This window comes from Actinomycetospora sp. (genome assembly GCF_055612215.1).
In genome coordinates this window covers 1-15,747 of sequence record NZ_JBVPVA010001147.1, presented here as the reverse complement: position 1 = coordinate 15,747, position 15,747 = coordinate 1, and the positions used below count along the sequence as shown (strand labels likewise).

Here is a 15,747-nt window from a genome sequence, read left to right as displayed (position 1 = left end):
GAAGTTGCCGGAGTCGACGGCGACGGTGCGCTCGGCCGGAAGGAGCTCGTCGAGCGCGGCCGACAGCGTCCGCGGGTCGATCCGCTCGCTCCCGACGACGGGTGCCGGCGCGGCGTGACGCACGTCGGTGCGCAGGCGCTCGGCGACGTCGTCGGTGCGGTACCCGGGGGTCGTGCCGCACGCCTCCAGCACGTCCGCGGCCGTGGCCGCCACGTCGCCGAGCACTCCGAGCGAGACCGGCCGCTGTGCCCCGAGGGCCGCCGCGGTGTCGTCGACCTGGACCACGGTCGCGTCGCCGAGGAGCTCCCCGTGCCGCGTGGTCCACATGGTCAGCGACGCGCCCCAGGCGACGACGAGGTCGGCGCCGGAGATCAGTTCCGCGGCCAGCGGCGTGGCGAACCCGCCCGAGATGCCCAGCGACCACGGCGAGCCGGCGAACAGGCCGTGCGCGACGGCCGACGTGGCCAGCAGCGCCCCGCACCGGTCGGCCAGCGCTTCCAGCTCGGAGCGCGCACCGCGGGCCCCGCGGCCGGCGATGAAGACCGGCCGGGCGGCGTCGTCGAGCAGGGCGGCGAGCTCCGCGACCGACCGGGCGTCGGGGCGCGGCGGCCGCCAGGTGGTCGGCGGCGGCGGCGTCGCGTGGACGGTGTCCGCAGCGAGGCTCCGCCGGGCCTGGACGTCGAGGGGGAGGTTCAGCACGACGGTGCGGCGCTGGTCGCGGCACGTCCCGTACGCCCGCACGACGTCGGCGGCCGCGGACTCCGCCGAGTGCACCCGCTCGGGCACGGCCCCGACCGCGCGGACCAGGGCGTCCTGGTCGATCCGGAAGTTCGACCGCACGGCGGCCGCCCCGGTGTCCGCCGCGAGCACCAGCAGCGGGGTCCGGGACTTCGCGGCCTCCCCGATCCCGGTGACCGCGTTGGTCAGCCCGCAGCCCTGGTGGGTGGTCACGACGGCGACCTCGCCCGAGGTGCGCGCGTAGGCGTCGGCCATCGTCGCGGCGCCGCCCTCGTGCCGGGCGGCCGTGTAGGGCACTCCTGCGGCGCGCAGCGCGTTCGCCACGTGGAAGTTGCCGCTGCCCACGACCCCGAACGCGTGCCCTACGCCGAGCTCCGCGAGCAGCGTGCCGACCTGCTCCGCGACGGTCGTCGTCACCGCTCCACCAGCGCCAGCACCCGCGCCGGCGACCCGGACCCCCCGATGATCGGGAGCGGACAGACCACGAGCACCGCACCCGTCGTCGGGACCCGGTCGAGGTTGCGCAGGCTGGTCAGGCCCCACTTGCCCGCGCCCATGAGGAAGTGGTGGCAGGAGAACGGCGGGTCGAAGCCGCCCGCGGCCCCCGCGTCGGTGCCGACGGTCTCGACGCCGAACCCGCTCACCGGCGACTCCTGCGCGATCCACCGGGCGCACTCGGCGGAGACGCCCGGGGTGTGCGGCCCGGCGTCGTCGGCGTTGGTGAACTCCTCCTGGGTCGCGCCGCGCGACGACCACCCGGTGCGGTACAGCAGCCACCCGCCGTCGGGGAGCGGGCCGTGCTCGGCCTGCCACTTCTCGAGGTGCGCGACCTCGAGGAGGAAGTCCGGATCGGCGTCCACCTCCGCGGTCGTGTCGACCACGGCGACCGGCGCGACCATCGTCGTGGTCGGGACCTGCGAGACGTCGGCACCGTCACGGCCGGTCACCCAGTGGTTCGGGGCGTCGAGGTGGGTGCCGGTGTGCTCGCCGGTGTGGATGTCGTTCCAGTACCAGGCCGGCCCGCGGTCGTCGTAGCGCGAGAGCTCCTCGAGGCGGAAGCGGGACGTGTTCGCGAACGGCGCCGGGAGCTCCAGGATCGGGGTGGACTCCTGCAGCGGCGTCGTCAGGTCGACGACCTCGACGGCGCCGGAGCCCAGGGCCTCGGCGAACGCGGACAGCACGGACATGGCCACTCCTCAGCGGATCGGGTGCGCGCGAGCATGACCCGACCGGCTCCCGCGAGGCCACCCTCCTCGTTATCGTCGGGGCCCCCGGGACGGAGGACTGCGCCGTGATCGAGCCGTACAACGCCGTCGGGCTGATTCCGACCTTCTGGGGCATCCGGGAGCGGGCGGACATCGCGAACAACCTCGAGCACCTCGAGAGCCTCACGACGGCCGCGTTCTGGCTGTCGAACCTCGACATCCCGGTCCGCCTGCTCGTCATCCCCGAGGGTGCGCTCCAGGGGTTCAACGACGAGATCCTCGACGCCGACCACGTCGAGTTCGCCCACCACTGCGCGATCGACGTCCCCGGCCCGGAGACCGACCGGCTCGGGGCGCTCGCCCGGCGGTGGGGCGTGCACGTGATGGCGCAGGCCAAGGCCCGTCATCCCGAGTGGCCGGACCTGTTCTTCAACGTCGGGCTCGTGATCTCCCCGGAGGAGGAGATCCTGCTGGTGCACTACAAGCTCAACGCGCTGCTCCCCGTGGAGCGGTCGGTCTCGCCGCACGACCTGTTCGACTGGTGGATCGAGCGCTACGGCCGCACCCTCGACGCCTTCTGGCCGGTCGCCGACACCGCGCTGGGGCGCCTCGGGGTCATGATGGCGATGGAGGGCAACTTCCCGGAGAACGGGCGGGGGCTCGCCCTCAACGGGGCCGAGGTGGTCTACCGGGCCTCGCTGCCCGCGCCCTTCACCGAGAACGACGTCTTCGAGATCTCCAACCGCGCCCGGGCCCTGGAGAACAACTTCTACGTCGTCGCCCCCAACATCGGTGGCTACCACCTCTACCCGGACAGCCCGCACGCGATCGACGCGGGCGGCGGCCGGTCGATGATCGTGAACCACCGCGGCCAGATCGTCGGCAAGCAGTTCGACACCAACGGATCGACGTTCGTGAGCGGCGTGATCGACATCGAGGCGCTCCGGCACCACCGGGCCACCGCCCAGGTCACGAACTGGGCGAAGGACATCCGCGCCGAGCTCGCGCAGATCGTGTACGAGCGCCCGATCTACCCGAAGAACCTCTACCTCGACGCGAAGCCGCCGCACCACGAGGAGTACCGCCGCGAGGTCCTCGAGACCCAGATCGCGCTGCTCCAGGACCGCGACGTGTGGCGCCGGCCGGGGACCCCCGCGCCCGGCGAGGGGTAGGTCGAGCCGGGATGCGGCGGGGTCAGCGCGTGCGGCGCCGCGTGAGCGCGGTGGCCGCCACGACGACGAGCAGGCCGACGACCGCGGCGCCCGCGAGGACGGGCTCGCCGGCACCGGCGGCGCCGACCGTCGCGCCGACGAAGGCCCAGGCGACGGCGGCGGCGTAGGGCAGCAGCCCCGCGGTGGACCGCAGGATGGCCACGGCGGTGGCGGTGGCCCCGGCGAGCACGGCGAGCTGGGCGAGCACGCCGACCGCGCCGGTGATCGGGCCGCCGCTGCCGGCGAACGCGGTGGTGAGGTTGACCCAGATCGCGATGCTGCTCCACCCGGTGTAGACCCCGAGCAGTCCCCAGAGCAGGCCGCGGCCGAGCGGCGACCAGCGCGCGATCTCGTCCCGGTGTGCGACGGCGACGGCCAGCGCCCGCAACAGACCCGCGAGCATGACGACGAACACCACCAGCGTGGTCCAGACGGGCTCGATCTCCGCGGCCGCGAGCCACACGCTGAAGCCGGCGAAGACCACGAGCAACGGGACGGTGAGCCGGTCGCGGATCTCCCCGCCGGGCTGCTTCGTGTGCACGGCCCAGACCGCCCACCCGACGCTGAGCAGCTCGACCAGGCCCCAGATCGAGAACGCCCACCCGGCGGGGACGATCGGCGGCTCGCCCGGTCGGTCGGCGGTGGTGAAGGGGTTGCCCAGCACCATCGTCAGCAGCCCACTCACGACCTGCCCGACCGCAAGCACGACCAGGAGCGAACGGCGCAGACCGGCGCCTCGCGCGGTCCGGGCGGACCGGTCCGTCGTGGTGACCATGATTTCCTCCACCACGAGTATCTCTCTCACAGAGAGAATGACTCGCCGAGTAGGTTCTGGCAAGCGGGACGACGGACGGGAGGTGCGCGACGGTGGCCGAGACCGACGACGGGGTACGCGCACAGCTGCGACGGGAGCTGGTGGAGCTGGTCCAGCGCCTGGGCGTGGCCTCCCACCACGTCGGCCAGGTCTTCGCCGGGCGCCAGGGGTTGCACCAGACCGACCTCGAGGCACTGCTGCACGTGATGCACGCGGAATCCCGCGGGGACCCGATGACCGCGGGGGCGCTGGCGACCGCCCTCGGCATCTCGACGGGCGCGGCGACCGGGGTCATCGACCGGCTCGAGCGCGCCGGGCACCTCCGGCGGCGACGCGCGGAGCACGACCGCCGCAAGGTCGTCCTGCACTACGACGACGCCGGCCGCGCGGTGGCCGAGGAGTTCTTCGGCCCCCTCGGGCGGCTGAGCGACGAGGTGACCGACACCTTCACCGTCGACGAGCTGCGGGTCGTCGCCCGGTTCCTCGACGGGATGACGACCGCCATGGACACCCACGTCGCCCGCGGATGATCTCCCCGGCCGGTGTCGAAGGCAGCCGAGGCCGTTCGACGCGGAGGCGGGGCAGGGCCGTCCCGGCCCCGTCCGCACCCGCCACCAGGAGGTTCGCCGTGATCCAGATGAAGCTCGAGCTCGTGCCGGTCCCCGTGACCGACGTCGACCGCGCCAAGGCCTTCTACGTCGGGGAGCTCGGGTTCACCGAGGACCTCGACGTGCGCCCGATGGACGGGCTGCGGGTGGTGCAGCTGACACCGCCCGGGTCGGCGTGCTCGATCGGGATGGGCACGGGCCTGCCCGCGTACGACGCCGCCCCCGGCTCGATCCGGGCCCTGCATCTGGTGGTCGCCGACATCGAGCAGGCCCAGGCGGACCTGCGGGCGCGCGGCGTGGCCGTCGGGGAGATCGAGGACGTCGGCGGCGGGGTCCGGTACGCCGGGCTCACCGACCCCGACGGCAACACGCTCACCCTGCAGGAGATGGCCTGGCGCACCGGCGACGCGTTCTGACCCGGACGGCTCCTCGGGCGCCGAGCGGACCCTCGTGGCCGTCCCGGCCGTCGTGGGGGTCCACTCGGTGAGGCCGGGACGTCCTACCGGAGACCGGCACCCCGGGGATGGTCGCGGCGCGGCGCCGGGTCGGGCACCGGGACCTGTTCGGCGAGGGTGACCGCGACGAGGAGCTGTTCGGGGTCGGGCCGGCGGTCCCGGGTGCTGGAGGTGAGCAGGAACCGGCCCGCCCCACCGCCGCGCCCGGCGGCCAGCTCGATGACGTCCATCCCGGGAAGACCCTCGCGGCGGACGTCGACGGTGCGCCCGGCCCAGCTGATGCTGCCGTCGCGGTGGAGGACCGGACGGTCGGGGTCGGACGGCGCTCCGGTCGGCGGCTCGAAGAGGCAGGCGTCGAGGTCGAGCACCTCGCTGATCATGGCCGTGATCGTGTCCACGAGGTCGTCGGCCGGCGAGCCGTCGGCCGCGAGCCGGGCGGCGTGGGCGACCCCGGTCAGGTAGCCCCGACGGCGGCCGGCGTCGGCCTGCTGCCGGCGACCCCACCCGACGATCTCGGCCACCGCGACGCCGATGACCAGCAGCAGCACGGCGGTCTCGAGGTCCTCGCGCCCGAGGATCGCGAACCGGTAGTAGGGCTCGGTGAGGAAGAAGTCGAACGACGCCGCGGCCGAGAGCGCGGCGAGCACCCCGGCGAGGCGGTCGCCGACGACCCCGGCCGCGACCACCACCAGCACGAGGACGAGCGCCGCGGAGGTGTTCGCCAGGAGCCCGTGCGCGGCGCCGGCCCCCGCGGCCGTCGCGACGGGCACCACGAGCGCCGCGGTGCGGACCAGGGAGGACGGAGGCTGCGTCATCCCGTGAGCGAACGGCGACATCCCATCGAGGGCAAGGGTCGTCTACGCGTTCTTGACGGGCTCACCGACCGTCGGGACGGCGCGGCGTCAGCGCCAGTGGGCGTCCCCGCGCGGACGCCGGTGCTGCTCTCTCATCTCGACCTCCTCCTGGACCGTCTCCGGAGCGGGGTTTCGAGGGCGGGACGTGGGCGGTTCATCGTCCGGCCGGACGACCACCCCGCTGCTCACCATCCGGTGAAGCCGCCGTCGGCGAGCAGGTCGGCGCCGGTGACGTAGGACGCGGCGTCGGAGAGCAGGAAGACGACCGGCCCGACCAGGTCGTCCGGGGTGCCCATGCGTCCCAGGGGGGTGTCTCGGGCGAAGCCCTCCTTCTTGTCCGTCCACTCCGGCCCGGCGATCATCGCGGTCTCGATGTAGCCCGGGGACAGCGCGTTGACCCGGACACCGCGGGTGCCCCACTCGAGGGCCAGCGTCGTCGTCAGGTGCTTCACGCCGGCCTTGGACGAGTTGTAGTGCGCCTGCCAGAGGCCGCGGTTGGCGATCGTGGCCGACATCGACGCGATGTTGACGATCGCGCCGCGCCCGCGGTCGAGCATCCGGCGGCCCTCGGCCTGGCAGCACAGGAAGACCCCGGTCAGGTTGACGTCCACCACCCGACGGAAGTCGGCGACGTCCATCTCCTCGGCGTGCGCCCCGTGGTTGACCCCGGCGCAGTTCACCGCGCCGTCGAGGGCGCCGAGCTCGCTCTCGTGGGCCGCCACGGCCGCCTCGACGGAGTCCGCGTCGGTGACGTCGGCGTCGATCACCGCCGCCCTCCGGCCCACCGCGCGGATGCGGTCGGCGGTCTCCTCGCTCCCCGTGCGCTGCGCCGCGAGGTCGACGCAGGACACGTCGGCACCGGCCTCGGCGAGGCCCACGGCCACACGCTGCCCGATGCCGCTGCCGGCTCCGGTCACGAGGACGGTGCGGTCGGTGAGGTCGAACAGGCCGGTCATGCGGTCACCTCCGGGTGGGGCGGTCGGTGTCAGGCCTCGCGGGCGAACCCGCGGGCCTGGCGGGCCCAGAAGTCGCGGGCGGTGTCGACGTGGGCGCGGTAGCGCAGGTAGCCCTCCGCGTAGCACTCGCGGGCGTGCGGCGAGGGCTCGACGATCCGCGAGGGCGCGGCCCAGGTGGCGGGGTCGAGGTCGTCGCCGAGGGCGCGGGCGGCGGTGACGGCGGCGCCGCGGGTGCCGAGGCCCGGGTCGTCGGGGACCACCAGCGGCCGGTCGAGGACGTCGGCGAAGATCTGGGCCCACGGCCCGGAGCGCGAGCCGCCGCCGCACGCCACCAGCCGGCCCTCGCCGTCGGCGGAGGACGCGGCCCGCTCGAAGCAGTGCTTGGCGGTGTAGGCGATGCCCTCGCACACCGCGCGGACCACGTCGCCGCGGCCGGTGCCCAGCGTGACGCCCTCGATCTGGCCCCGGGCCCGGGTGTCGACGAACGGCGCCCGCTCCCCCGACGCCGAGAGGAACGGCAGCGCGGACACCCCGCCGGCGCCCGGACTCGTGCCGTCGAGCAGGTCGCCGAGGGCGTCGATCCCGACGCCGAGGAAGTCCAGCAGCCAGTCCAGCCCGGCGGTCCCGACCATGGCCGGCATCGCCCGCAGCCACACGCCCTCGTCGGGGGTGCACAGCCACATCCCGGCCGGTTCCGGGTTCGGCTCCGGGTCGACCCGGTCGGTGAACACCTCGCAGGCCAGGGTCGTCCCGATGATCAACAGGCCGTCGCCCGGGGTGGAGAGCCCGGCCCCGACCGCGCAGGCCGGCAGGTCGAACGGGCCGCCGGTCACCGGGGTGCCGATGGGGAGCCCGGTGAGCTCCGCGCCCCTCCGGTCGAGGGCGAACACCGCGTGCGACGGGGCCGGCTCCGCGAGCAGCCCCCGGCGGTGCTCCAGCCCGCAGGCGGCGAGCGCGCCGTCGTCGTAGCGGCGCGACACCACGTCGAGGAACGGCAACGAGGCGTCCGAGGCGTCGACGGTGATCTCGCCGGTGAGCCGCTGCACGAGCGCGTCCACGCAGTAGCCGGCGACGGCGGCGCGCTCCAGCGACTCCGGCTCGTCGCGCTCGAGGGCGACGAACAGCGGCGCGTGGCAGCCGGGGAACAGCCCGGTCCCGGTGCGCCGGTAGACCTCGGCGACGGTCCCGTCGTCCTGCCAGCCGCGCACGACGTCGGCGGCGCGGTCGTCGAGCCAGGAGATCGGCGGGCGGACGGCGGCGCCGTCGGCGTCGCGCAGCCAGAGCCCGTCGCCCTGCCCGGTGAGCGCCAGCGCGCGCACCGGCTCGCCGCCGTCGGCGACGACCCGGCGGATGACGTCGACCGCCGAGGCGAGGACGTCCTCGAGGTCCTGCTCGACGCGGCCGTCGGGGTACTGCTCGAGCCGCGACGCCCGCTCGGCCGAGGCCAGCTTGCGGCCGTGGTCGTCGTAGGCGTCGGCCTTCGTCATCGACGTCCCGACGTCGACCCCGACGATCACGACCGCACGCCCTCGGTCAGCGCGCGGGCCGCGGCGTTCGCGGGGTGCCGCAGCGCCTCGCCGCGCAGGAACCGCGCCGCCTCCCCGGCCGCGATCGACGCGGCCCGGTGCGCGGTCTGGCGGGTGGCCCCGGCCAGGTGCGGGGTGGCGACGACGTTGGGGAGGTCGCGCAGCGGCCAGTCGTCGGGCGGGGGCTCCACGTCGTAGACGTCGAGCGCGAGCCCGCCGAGGCGCCCGGAGCGCAGGGCGTCCGCGAGCGGCGCGTGGTCGAGCAGCCCGCCGCGCGCGGTGTTCACCAGGACCGCACCGTCGGGCAGCAGGTAGAGCTCCCGCGCGCCGATGATGCCGCGGGTCTCGTCGGTGAGCCGCGCGTGCAGGCTGACCACCGACGACGCGCGCAGCAGCTCGTCGAGCTCCACGAGCCGGACGCCGTCGGCGTTCGCGGTGGCCGCGTCGGTGTACGGGTCGGCGACGAGCACCGTCGCGCCGAACGCGTGCAGCACCCGGGCGACGATGCGCCCGATGGCGCCGTAGCCGACCAGGCCGACGGTGGCCCCGTCGAGCTCGAGCCCGGCCTCGTCGTAGGCGTAGAAGTCGCCGCGCCAGCGCCCGGCGTGCAGCTCGGCGTTCGCGAACGGGATGCGGCGCAGCGCGGCCAGGGCCATGCCCACCGCGAACTCCGCGGCGGCCGCGGCGTTCCGCCCGGGAGCCTGGGCGACGGCGACCCCGGCCCGGTCGGCGGCGTCGAGGTCGACGTTCACCGGGCCGCCCCGGCACACCGCGACCATCTCCAGCTCCGGCCGGGCGTCGAACACGCGCGCGGTGAGCGGGGCCATCTGGGTCAGGCAGACGGTGGTCCCGTCGAGCGCCTCGACGAGCTCGTTCTCGGTGCCCGACGCCTCCTGCACCACCGAGTCCCCGGAGCCGACCGGCCCGAACGGATCGGTGGGCCAGCCGCTGGTGAGGTGGACGACGTCGAGCCCGGGCAGGCCGGGCTCGTCGCGCAGGGCGGTCTCGAACAGGGACGGGGCGACGAAGTGGTCGCCGGCGGCGAGCACGCGGGTCCCGGGGGCGTCGCGTCGTTGCGAGTCCATCGTGCTCATCTCCCGTGCGGCTGGTGGTCCTGCTCGAACGCGGTGATGTGGGCGATCTTCTCGGCGCTGGGGGACTCCGGGTCGAACTCGTAGCCCAGCCAGTCGTCGACGATCTTCTTGGCGAGCTCGGGGCCGATGACCCGGCCGCCCAGGCACAGCACCTGGCAGTTGTTGGACTTGACCGAGCGCTCGACGGAGTAGGCGTCGTAGGCGACGGTCGCGCGCACGCCCTCGACCTTGTTCGCCGAGATCGCCATGCCGATCCCGGTGCCGCAGCAGAGCACGGCCCGGTCGGCCTGCCCCTCGGCGACCGCCTGGGCGGCCGCCAGCCCGAGCAGCGGGTACGCGCGGTCGTCGCCGTCGTCGGGCACGCCGAAGTCGGTCACCTCGGAGACCCGGTCGTCGTTCCGCATCGCCTCGGCGAGCACGTCCTTCAGGGCCAGGCCGGCGCTGTCGGCCGCTACGGCCACCCTCATCCCGGACACTCCTCAGGCCTCCTTCTCTGCGCGTGCGGCGAGGACCTCGCCGACCGCGGTGAGCATGTACGCGAGCGAGGTCGCGCCGGGGTCGGCGCTGCCCCGCGACCGCTCGCCGCCCAGCCGAGCGGCCCGCCCCACCACCGCGTCGAGGTCGGCGGTGTCGGCCGCGGCCTGCCGGGCGTCGGCGGCCGCGGCGGTGAACCCGGCCGCGAGCGCGTCGCCGCGCTCGACCGCGGCGCGCAGGCCGGCCGTGAAGGCGGCCAACCCGTCGACCATGGTCTTGTCGCCGGGCTTCGCCCCGCCGAGGTCGGTGACCGCGGACTGCGCGGCGCCCACGGCGTCGGCGAGCGCCGCAAGGGTCACCGCGGTGTCGCCGTGGGCCGCCAGCTGCCCGCCGGTCTCGGTCAGCAGCACGCCGTAGAGCGCGCCGGACGCCCCGCCGGCCGCGTCGGCCAGGGCGGTCCCCGCGGCGAGCAGCGCGGTCCCGACGTCCGCGGCGGTGTCGCCCGAGGCGCCGCTGGTCCGTGCCGCGGCCACCGCGCCGCGCATCCCCCGGACGATGCCCTGCCCGTGGTCGCCGTCGGCGGCGACCGCGTCGAGGCGCCCGAGCTCGTCCTCGTGCTCGGTGACGGCCTCGAGCGCGGCGGTCAGCGCGGCGGCCGCCACGCCCCCGGCGCCGGGGTCGGTCTCGGAGAGCGGCGGTGCGACCGACGGCGTGCGCCGCTCGGCCTCCGGGACGTCGTCGGGCGCCGGACCGTCGCCGGCCAGCGACCAGCCCGCCCCGAGGCGGAAGCCCGGGGTCTCGCAGGGGGCGTCGTAGAGCTCGGCGAGCTCGTCGTCGAGCGGCATCAGGGTGAGCGAGAGCCCGGCCATGTCCATCGAGGTGACGAACTCGCCGACCTCGGGGCGGTGCGGGCGCAGGCCGGCCGCGAGCAGGCGCTCGTGCACGCGCCCGTAGGTGACGAAGAGGTCCTCGTACGGAGTGCTCCCGAGCCCGTTGAGCAGGACCGCGACGCGGCCGTCGCCGCCGTCGGGGAGCTGGTCGAGCAGCTGGTCGACGAGCAGGTCGGCGAGCTCGTGGGCGTCCACCGAGTCCACCGTGCGCATCCCGGGCTCGCCGTGGATGCCCAGGCCGAGCTCCATCGTGCCGGGCTCGACGGTGAACAGCGGCTCGCGCTGCCCGGGCAGCGTGCAACCGTCGAAGGCCACGCCGAAGGTGCGGGTCATGTCGTTGGCGTGCTCGCCCACGGCCGCCACGGTGGCGAGGTCGTCGCCGCGCTCGGCCGCCGCGCCGAGCACCTTGAACACGAAGAAGTCGCCGGCCACGCCGCGGCGGGTCTCCCGCCGGTCGTCCGGGCCGCTCGCGACGTCGTCGGTGACCAGCACGGTCCGTGACTCGATGCCCTCGGCGGCGAGCCGGCGGGCGGCCAGGCCGAAGTGCATGACGTCGCCGGCGTAGTTGCCGTAGCTGAACAGCACCCCCGCCCCGCCGTCCACGGCCTTGGCGGTCCGGTACGCCTGCTCCGCGGACGGGCTGGTGAACACGTCGCCGATGACGGCGGCGTCGGCCAGCCCGGGGCCGACCACGCCGGCGAAGGCCGGGTAGTGCCCGCACCCGCCGCCGATGACGACGGCGACCTTGCCGTCGCGCGGCGCGGCCCGCGAGAGCACCCCGAAGGCGTCCGGGGCGCGGCGCACGGTGCGGGAGTACGCGGCGACGAGGCCGTCGACCCAGCGCGCCTTGAAGGTGGCGGGGTCGGTGAGGGTCCGGGCCGGGGCGGTCATCGGCCGGCCCCGGTCCGCACGCCGTCGAGCAGCGCGAGGATCTCCCGGTGGGCCGCGGGGACACCGTCGGCGACCCGGGACGCGAGCTCCATCGCGTCCGGCTTCGGCGGGTACGTCGGATTGGGGATGGCGACGACGGTCATGCCCGCCGCGTGGGCGGCGCGGATGCCGTTGCTCGAGTCCTCGACGCCGATGCAGTCCGACCCCTCGACGCCCAGCCGCCGGGCCGCCTCGAGGTAGACGTCCGGGCTCGGCTTGCCCCGGGGGACCTCGGCGCTGGAGACCGTCGCCCGGAAGGACGAGGCGAGGTCGTGGCGCTCCATCACCGCGTCGATGAGGCGGCGCGTGGCCGAGGTCGCGAGACCGACCGGCACCCGCGCGGCGACCTCGCGGACCATCGTCACCGCGCCGTCGTAGGGCTCCATCCGCCCCGCCTCCAGGGCACCGATCATGTCGTCGACGACCGCACGCTCGGCGCTGGCCGGGTCCTCGACGTTGCCGACGCGGTCGGCCAGGTACGCCGACCACTCCTGGGCGCTCATGCCCTGGACGTGGCCGGTGTCCGCCGCGGTCCAGGTGACGGAGAAGCGGGCCGCGTAGCGGGTCCAGAACTCCTCCCACAGGTGCTCGCTCTCGAGCAGGACCCCGTCGAGGTCGAAGACCACGGCGGCAGGGGCGGGTGGATGAGCAGTCATCGTCGAACTCCTCCCATCGGCGATGGGAAATTAACACCCGAGATGTGATCGACTGAAGAGGAGATCGTGATCCCGGTCCGGTGGACCGCTGAGGGATGCTGGTCGGCGTGAGCGACGACCGGCAGTCGACCCCCGTGATGCACGCCCGCACGGCCCGCCAGCAGCGGATCGTCGAGCACGTCCTCGCCGCCGGCCAGGCGAGCGCCGCGGAGCTCGCGGACCTCGCCGGCGTCAGCTTGATGACCGTGCACCGCGACGTCGACGAGCTGGTGCGCCGCGGCCTGGTGCGCAAGTTCCACGGGGGCGTCTCGGCCCAGCCGACATCGGTGTTCGAGTCCCACTCCGAGTACCGGCGCACCACGCACCGCGCCGAGAAGGCCGCGATCGCCGGCGCCGCGCTCGCGCGCGTCGAGCCCGGGTCGTCGATCATGGTCGACGACTCCACGACGGCGTTGACGCTGCTCGAACGCATCTCGAGCGTGGGTCCGCTCACCGTGGTGACGAACTACCTCCCCGCGATGCAGCTCCTCAAGGAGCTGCCCGAGGTGCGCCTGATCGCCCTCGGGGGCGACTACTCGCGCACCCACGACTCGTTCGGCGGGATCGGCTGCACGGAGTCGATCGCCCGGATGTCCGTCGACGCCGCCTTCGTCTCCACCTCGTCGATGACGGGCTCGATGACCTACCACCAGGAGCAGGACATCGTGCTGGTCAAGCGGGCCATGCTCGACGCGGCCGCGCGCACGGTGCTGCTCATGGACTCGAGCAAGGCACCCCGGCGGGCGCTGCACCAGCTCCGGCCCCTGGACGCGTTCGACGAGCTGGTGGTCGACGACGGCATCGGCGACGAGCTCCTGGCCGAGATGCGGGAGCACGTCTCCGTGACCGTCGCGGCACGCTGAGTTCGCGCTGAGGGTTGTGAAGTTAACACTCGGCTTGTTACATGTGGGGGCGCACACACCGACGTGGAGGCGATCCCCGTGAGCGAGAACGACGCGAGCCGTAGTGCTGCCCCGGGCGCACCGGGGTCCGGGCCGCCGGTGGGCGGCGCGGCCGAGACCCGGTCGGGCATCGAGCGCTGGGGGATCCCGTACCCCCTGCGCTGGGGCTTCGTCGGGGTGCTGATCTTCATGATCGGCGACGGCGTCGAGACCAGCTTCCTGTCCGCCTTCCTCGCGGAGCCGAACGGTGGCGGGCTCGACGGCGCGCAGGCCTCGTTCGCCACCGTGACGCTCTACGGCGTCGCCGCGCTGATCGCGTCGTGGTTCTCGGGGACGCTGTCCGCGATCTGGGGACCGCGACGGGTGATGTGGCTCGGCGCCGCCATCTGGGTCGTCTTCGAGATCCTCTTCCTGTTCGTGGCGATCCCGGCCCAGAACGCACCGCTGATCATCACCGTCTACGCCGTCCGCGGCCTGGCCTACCCGCTGTTCGCGTTCGCGTTCCTCGTCTGGATCCAGACGATCGCGCGGCCGCAGATGCGCGGCTCGGCCGCCGGGTGGTTCTGGTTCGCCTTCACCGGCGGGCTGCCGACCCTCGGTGCGGCGTTCGCTGCGATCTGCGTGGGCCCGCTGGGCATCAGCGAGTACGGCACGCTCGTGCTGTCGCTGATCGTGGTCGCCGTCGGCGCCCTCATCGGCTGCTTCGCGGTCACCGAGCCCCAGGGCCTGGCGCCGATCGCCGACGAGACCGTGGCCCGGCCGCGCAGCCTCGCCCGGCTCACCGAGGGCATCGACATCCTCTGGCGCGACAAGCGCACCATCGCCGGGTTCTTCGTCCGCCTCGTCAACACCGCGCCGCAGTACGGCTTCTTCGCGATGTTCCCCTTCGTCTTCGGTCCCGAGACCCCCGGCGGCGGGTTCCTGACGACCGCGCAGGTCGCGGTGCTGGCGACCGTGACCTACGCGGCGAACATCGGCGCCAACCTGTTCTTCGGGGTGTTCGGCGACCACTTCGGCTGGCGGCGCACGGTGACGTTCTTCGGCTGCCTCGGGTGCGCCGTCGCCGTCCCGCTCTGGTACTTCGTGGCGATCGCCTCGCAGAGCTTCCTCGTCACGGCGATCCTCGGCGCGATCTACGGGATCGTACTGGCCGGGTTCGTGCCGCTCTCCGCGCTGATGCCCTCGATGGTCGCGGTCAAGGACAAGGGCGCGGCGCTGGCCATCCTCAACACCGGTGCCGGGGGCGCCGCCCTGCTCGGGCCGCTGACGGTGACGGCGTTCTACCCGGTCTTCGGCGGCGGCGGCGTGGTGATCGCCTACTGCGTCATGTACCTCATCGTCGCGGGGGTCTCCCTGATCATCCGCTCCGACATCGACCCCGGGGTGGCCCGCCAGAACGCCGCCGCCCGGGCGGACACCGACCGCACCGCCGCCGCCTGACCCGTGGGCCCGCGCACCTGGATCGGGGTCGACCTCGGCACGCAGAGCGTGCGGGCCCTGGCCGTCGCCGACGACGGCACGGTGGGGGCGGCGGCCACCCGCCCGCTGCGGAGCCGGCGGGCGGAGGGCCCCGACGGGTCCGCGCGCCACGAGCAGGACCCGGGCGACTGGACGCGGGCGGTGGACGCCGTCCTCGCCGAGGTGGTGGCCGGGGTCGACCCCGCCGCGATCGGCGGGGTCGCGGTCGACGCGACGTCGGGCACCGTCGTGCTCACCAGGTCCGACGGGACGCCGCTGACACCGGGCGTCATGTACGACGACGCGCGGGGAGCCGCCCACGTCGAGCGGGTCCGGGCGGCCGGCGCCGCGCTGTGGGACCGGCTCGGCTACCAGGTGGGCGCCACCTGGGCGCTGCCCACCGCGCTCGCGCTGCTCGAGGAGCACCCCGGCGCCCACCTCCGCCACCAGACCGACGTCGTCACCGCCCACCTGGTGGGCCACGACGTGCCCACCGACACCAGCACCGCGCTCAAGACCGGCTACGACCTGCTGGGCGACCGCTGGCCCGGTGACGTGCTCGCCGCGCTCGGCGTCGACCCCGCCGCGCTGCCCGCCGTCGTCGCGCCGGGACGGGAGCTCGGCGGCGTCGGGGAGGCCGTGGCGACCGCGACCGGGCTCCCCCGCGGGACCCCGGTGCTGGCGGGGCTGACCGACGGCTGCGCGGCGCAGTTCGGGGCGGGCGCCGTCCGCCCGGGCCACTGGAACGCGGTGCTGGGCACGACGCTCGTCCTCAAGGGGGTCTCCGCCGAGCTCCTGCACGACCCCACCGGCACCGTGTACTGCCACCGAGACCCGCAGGCCGGGTGGTGGCTGCCCGGCGGCGCGTCGAGCACCGGGGCCGCCGTGCTCGCCGAGCTCGTCGACCCGACCCGGTTCGGCGAGATCACCGACGCGC

Annotated in this window: 16 protein-coding genes; 6 read left to right on the top strand and 10 right to left on the bottom strand. The window is 74.7% G+C overall.

What is annotated here, in order from left to right:
- Both AC0CYZ_RS30945 and AC0CYZ_RS30940 read right to left on the bottom strand, forming a co-directional pair.
- A partial coding sequence (locus AC0CYZ_RS30945) for a thiamine pyrophosphate-binding protein (RefSeq protein ID WP_472221971.1) occupies positions 1 to 1,155 on the bottom strand: 1,155 nt, incomplete at its 3' end.
- Positions 1,152 to 1,925, bottom strand: coding sequence for a cyclase family protein (locus AC0CYZ_RS30940; RefSeq protein WP_472221969.1), 774 nt, complete (start codon positions 1,923 to 1,925; stop codon positions 1,152 to 1,154). The genes AC0CYZ_RS30940 and AC0CYZ_RS30945, both read right to left, overlap by 4 nt.
- Before the next feature lie 104 nt (positions 1,926 to 2,029).
- On the opposite strand from AC0CYZ_RS30940, the gene AC0CYZ_RS30935 reads away from it, so the two are divergent.
- Positions 2,030 to 3,115, top strand: coding sequence for a nitrilase-related carbon-nitrogen hydrolase (locus AC0CYZ_RS30935; RefSeq protein WP_472221967.1), 1,086 nt, complete (start codon positions 2,030 to 2,032; stop codon positions 3,113 to 3,115).
- Positions 3,116 to 3,137: 22 nt separating this feature from the next.
- On the opposite strand, the gene AC0CYZ_RS30930 is transcribed toward AC0CYZ_RS30935, so the two are convergent.
- Positions 3,138 to 3,929, bottom strand: coding sequence for a hypothetical protein (locus AC0CYZ_RS30930; RefSeq protein WP_472221965.1), 792 nt, complete (start codon positions 3,927 to 3,929; stop codon positions 3,138 to 3,140).
- Positions 3,930 to 4,021: 92 nt separating this feature from the next.
- Here AC0CYZ_RS30930 and AC0CYZ_RS30925 point away from each other — a divergent pair, with 92 nt between their 5' ends.
- Positions 4,022 to 4,498, top strand: a complete 477-nt coding sequence (locus tag AC0CYZ_RS30925) for a MarR family winged helix-turn-helix transcriptional regulator (protein WP_472221963.1) — start codon at positions 4,022 to 4,024, stop codon at positions 4,496 to 4,498.
- Positions 4,499 to 4,605: 107 nt separating this feature from the next.
- Entirely contained in the window at positions 4,606 to 4,992 is a 387-nt protein-coding gene (locus AC0CYZ_RS30920; protein ID WP_472221973.1) for a VOC family protein, read from the top strand.
- Positions 4,993 to 5,075: 83 nt separating this feature from the next.
- Here AC0CYZ_RS30920 and AC0CYZ_RS30915 read toward each other — a convergent pair whose 3' ends face one another.
- The 7 genes from AC0CYZ_RS30915 to AC0CYZ_RS30885 all read right to left on the bottom strand — a co-directional run bounded on the left by AC0CYZ_RS30915 (position 5,076) and on the right by AC0CYZ_RS30885 (position 12,411).
- Positions 5,076 to 5,846, bottom strand: a complete 771-nt coding sequence (locus AC0CYZ_RS30915) for a DUF4118 domain-containing protein (RefSeq protein ID WP_472221961.1) — start codon at positions 5,844 to 5,846, stop codon at positions 5,076 to 5,078.
- A gap of 224 nt (positions 5,847 to 6,070) precedes the next feature.
- Complete coding sequence (locus tag AC0CYZ_RS30910) at positions 6,071 to 6,841, bottom strand: SDR family oxidoreductase (RefSeq protein ID WP_472221959.1); 771 nt, start codon at positions 6,839 to 6,841, stop codon at positions 6,071 to 6,073.
- A gap of 29 nt (positions 6,842 to 6,870) precedes the next feature.
- A complete protein-coding gene (locus AC0CYZ_RS30905; protein WP_472221957.1) occupies positions 6,871 to 8,358 on the bottom strand; it encodes an FGGY family carbohydrate kinase in 1,488 nt (495 codons plus the stop codon).
- Positions 8,355 to 9,461, bottom strand: coding sequence for a 2-hydroxyacid dehydrogenase (locus AC0CYZ_RS30900; protein ID WP_472221955.1), 1,107 nt, complete (start codon positions 9,459 to 9,461; stop codon positions 8,355 to 8,357). The genes AC0CYZ_RS30905 and AC0CYZ_RS30900 overlap by 4 nt, the downstream gene beginning before the upstream one ends.
- Positions 9,458 to 9,928 (bottom strand): RpiB/LacA/LacB family sugar-phosphate isomerase, encoded by a 471-nt coding sequence (locus AC0CYZ_RS30895; protein ID WP_472221953.1) that lies wholly within the window; start codon positions 9,926 to 9,928, stop codon positions 9,458 to 9,460. Before AC0CYZ_RS30895 ends, AC0CYZ_RS30900 begins: the two co-directional genes overlap by 4 nt.
- 12 nt (positions 9,929 to 9,940) lie before the next feature.
- Entirely contained in the window at positions 9,941 to 11,716 is a 1,776-nt protein-coding gene (locus AC0CYZ_RS30890) for a dihydroxyacetone kinase family protein (RefSeq protein ID WP_472221951.1), read from the bottom strand.
- Positions 11,713 to 12,411 carry an HAD family hydrolase gene (locus tag AC0CYZ_RS30885; protein WP_472221949.1) on the bottom strand — a complete coding sequence of 233 codons (699 nt, stop codon included), beginning with the start codon at positions 12,409 to 12,411 and terminating at the stop codon, positions 11,713 to 11,715. Before AC0CYZ_RS30885 ends, AC0CYZ_RS30890 begins: the two co-directional genes overlap by 4 nt.
- Before the next feature lie 107 nt (positions 12,412 to 12,518).
- Here AC0CYZ_RS30885 and AC0CYZ_RS30880 point away from each other — a divergent pair, with 107 nt between their 5' ends.
- From AC0CYZ_RS30880 to AC0CYZ_RS30870, 3 genes are all read left to right on the top strand, one after another.
- Positions 12,519 to 13,313 carry a DeoR/GlpR family DNA-binding transcription regulator gene (locus AC0CYZ_RS30880; RefSeq protein WP_472221947.1) on the top strand — a complete coding sequence of 265 codons (795 nt, stop codon included), beginning with the start codon at positions 12,519 to 12,521 and terminating at the stop codon, positions 13,311 to 13,313.
- 78 nt (positions 13,314 to 13,391) lie between these two features.
- Positions 13,392 to 14,792, top strand: coding sequence for an MFS transporter (locus AC0CYZ_RS30875; RefSeq protein WP_472221945.1), 1,401 nt, complete (start codon positions 13,392 to 13,394; stop codon positions 14,790 to 14,792).
- A gap of 3 nt (positions 14,793 to 14,795) precedes the next feature.
- Positions 14,796 to 15,747 (top strand): FGGY family carbohydrate kinase (locus tag AC0CYZ_RS30870; RefSeq protein WP_472221943.1); only part of this gene is annotated, 952 nt, incomplete at its 3' end.

Bases quoted from the DNA above. Each gene is read 5' to 3' on its own strand.
- AC0CYZ_RS30940 (WP_472221969.1), bottom strand. From the start codon at position 1,925: ATGTCCGTGCTGTCCGCGTTCGCCGAGGCCCTGGGCTCCGGCGCCGTC.
- AC0CYZ_RS30930 (WP_472221965.1), bottom strand. From the start codon at position 3,929: ATGGTCACCACGACGGACCGGTCCGCCCGGACCGCGCGAGGCGCCGGT.
- AC0CYZ_RS30920 (WP_472221973.1), top strand. From the start codon at position 4,606: ATGAAGCTCGAGCTCGTGCCGGTCCCCGTGACCGACGTCGACCGCGCC.
- AC0CYZ_RS30915 (WP_472221961.1), bottom strand. From the start codon at position 5,846: ATGACGCAGCCTCCGTCCTCCCTGGTCCGCACCGCGGCGCTCGTGGTG.
- AC0CYZ_RS30910 (WP_472221959.1), bottom strand. From the start codon at position 6,841: ATGACCGGCCTGTTCGACCTCACCGACCGCACCGTCCTCGTGACCGGA.
- AC0CYZ_RS30900 (WP_472221955.1), bottom strand. From the start codon at position 9,461: ATGAGCACGATGGACTCGCAACGACGCGACGCCCCCGGGACCCGCGTG.
- AC0CYZ_RS30895 (WP_472221953.1), bottom strand. From the start codon at position 9,928: ATGAGGGTGGCCGTAGCGGCCGACAGCGCCGGCCTGGCCCTGAAGGAC.
- AC0CYZ_RS30890 (WP_472221951.1), bottom strand. From the start codon at position 11,716: ATGACCGCCCCGGCCCGGACCCTCACCGACCCCGCCACCTTCAAGGCG.
- AC0CYZ_RS30885 (WP_472221949.1), bottom strand. From the start codon at position 12,411: ATGACTGCTCATCCACCCGCCCCTGCCGCCGTGGTCTTCGACCTCGAC.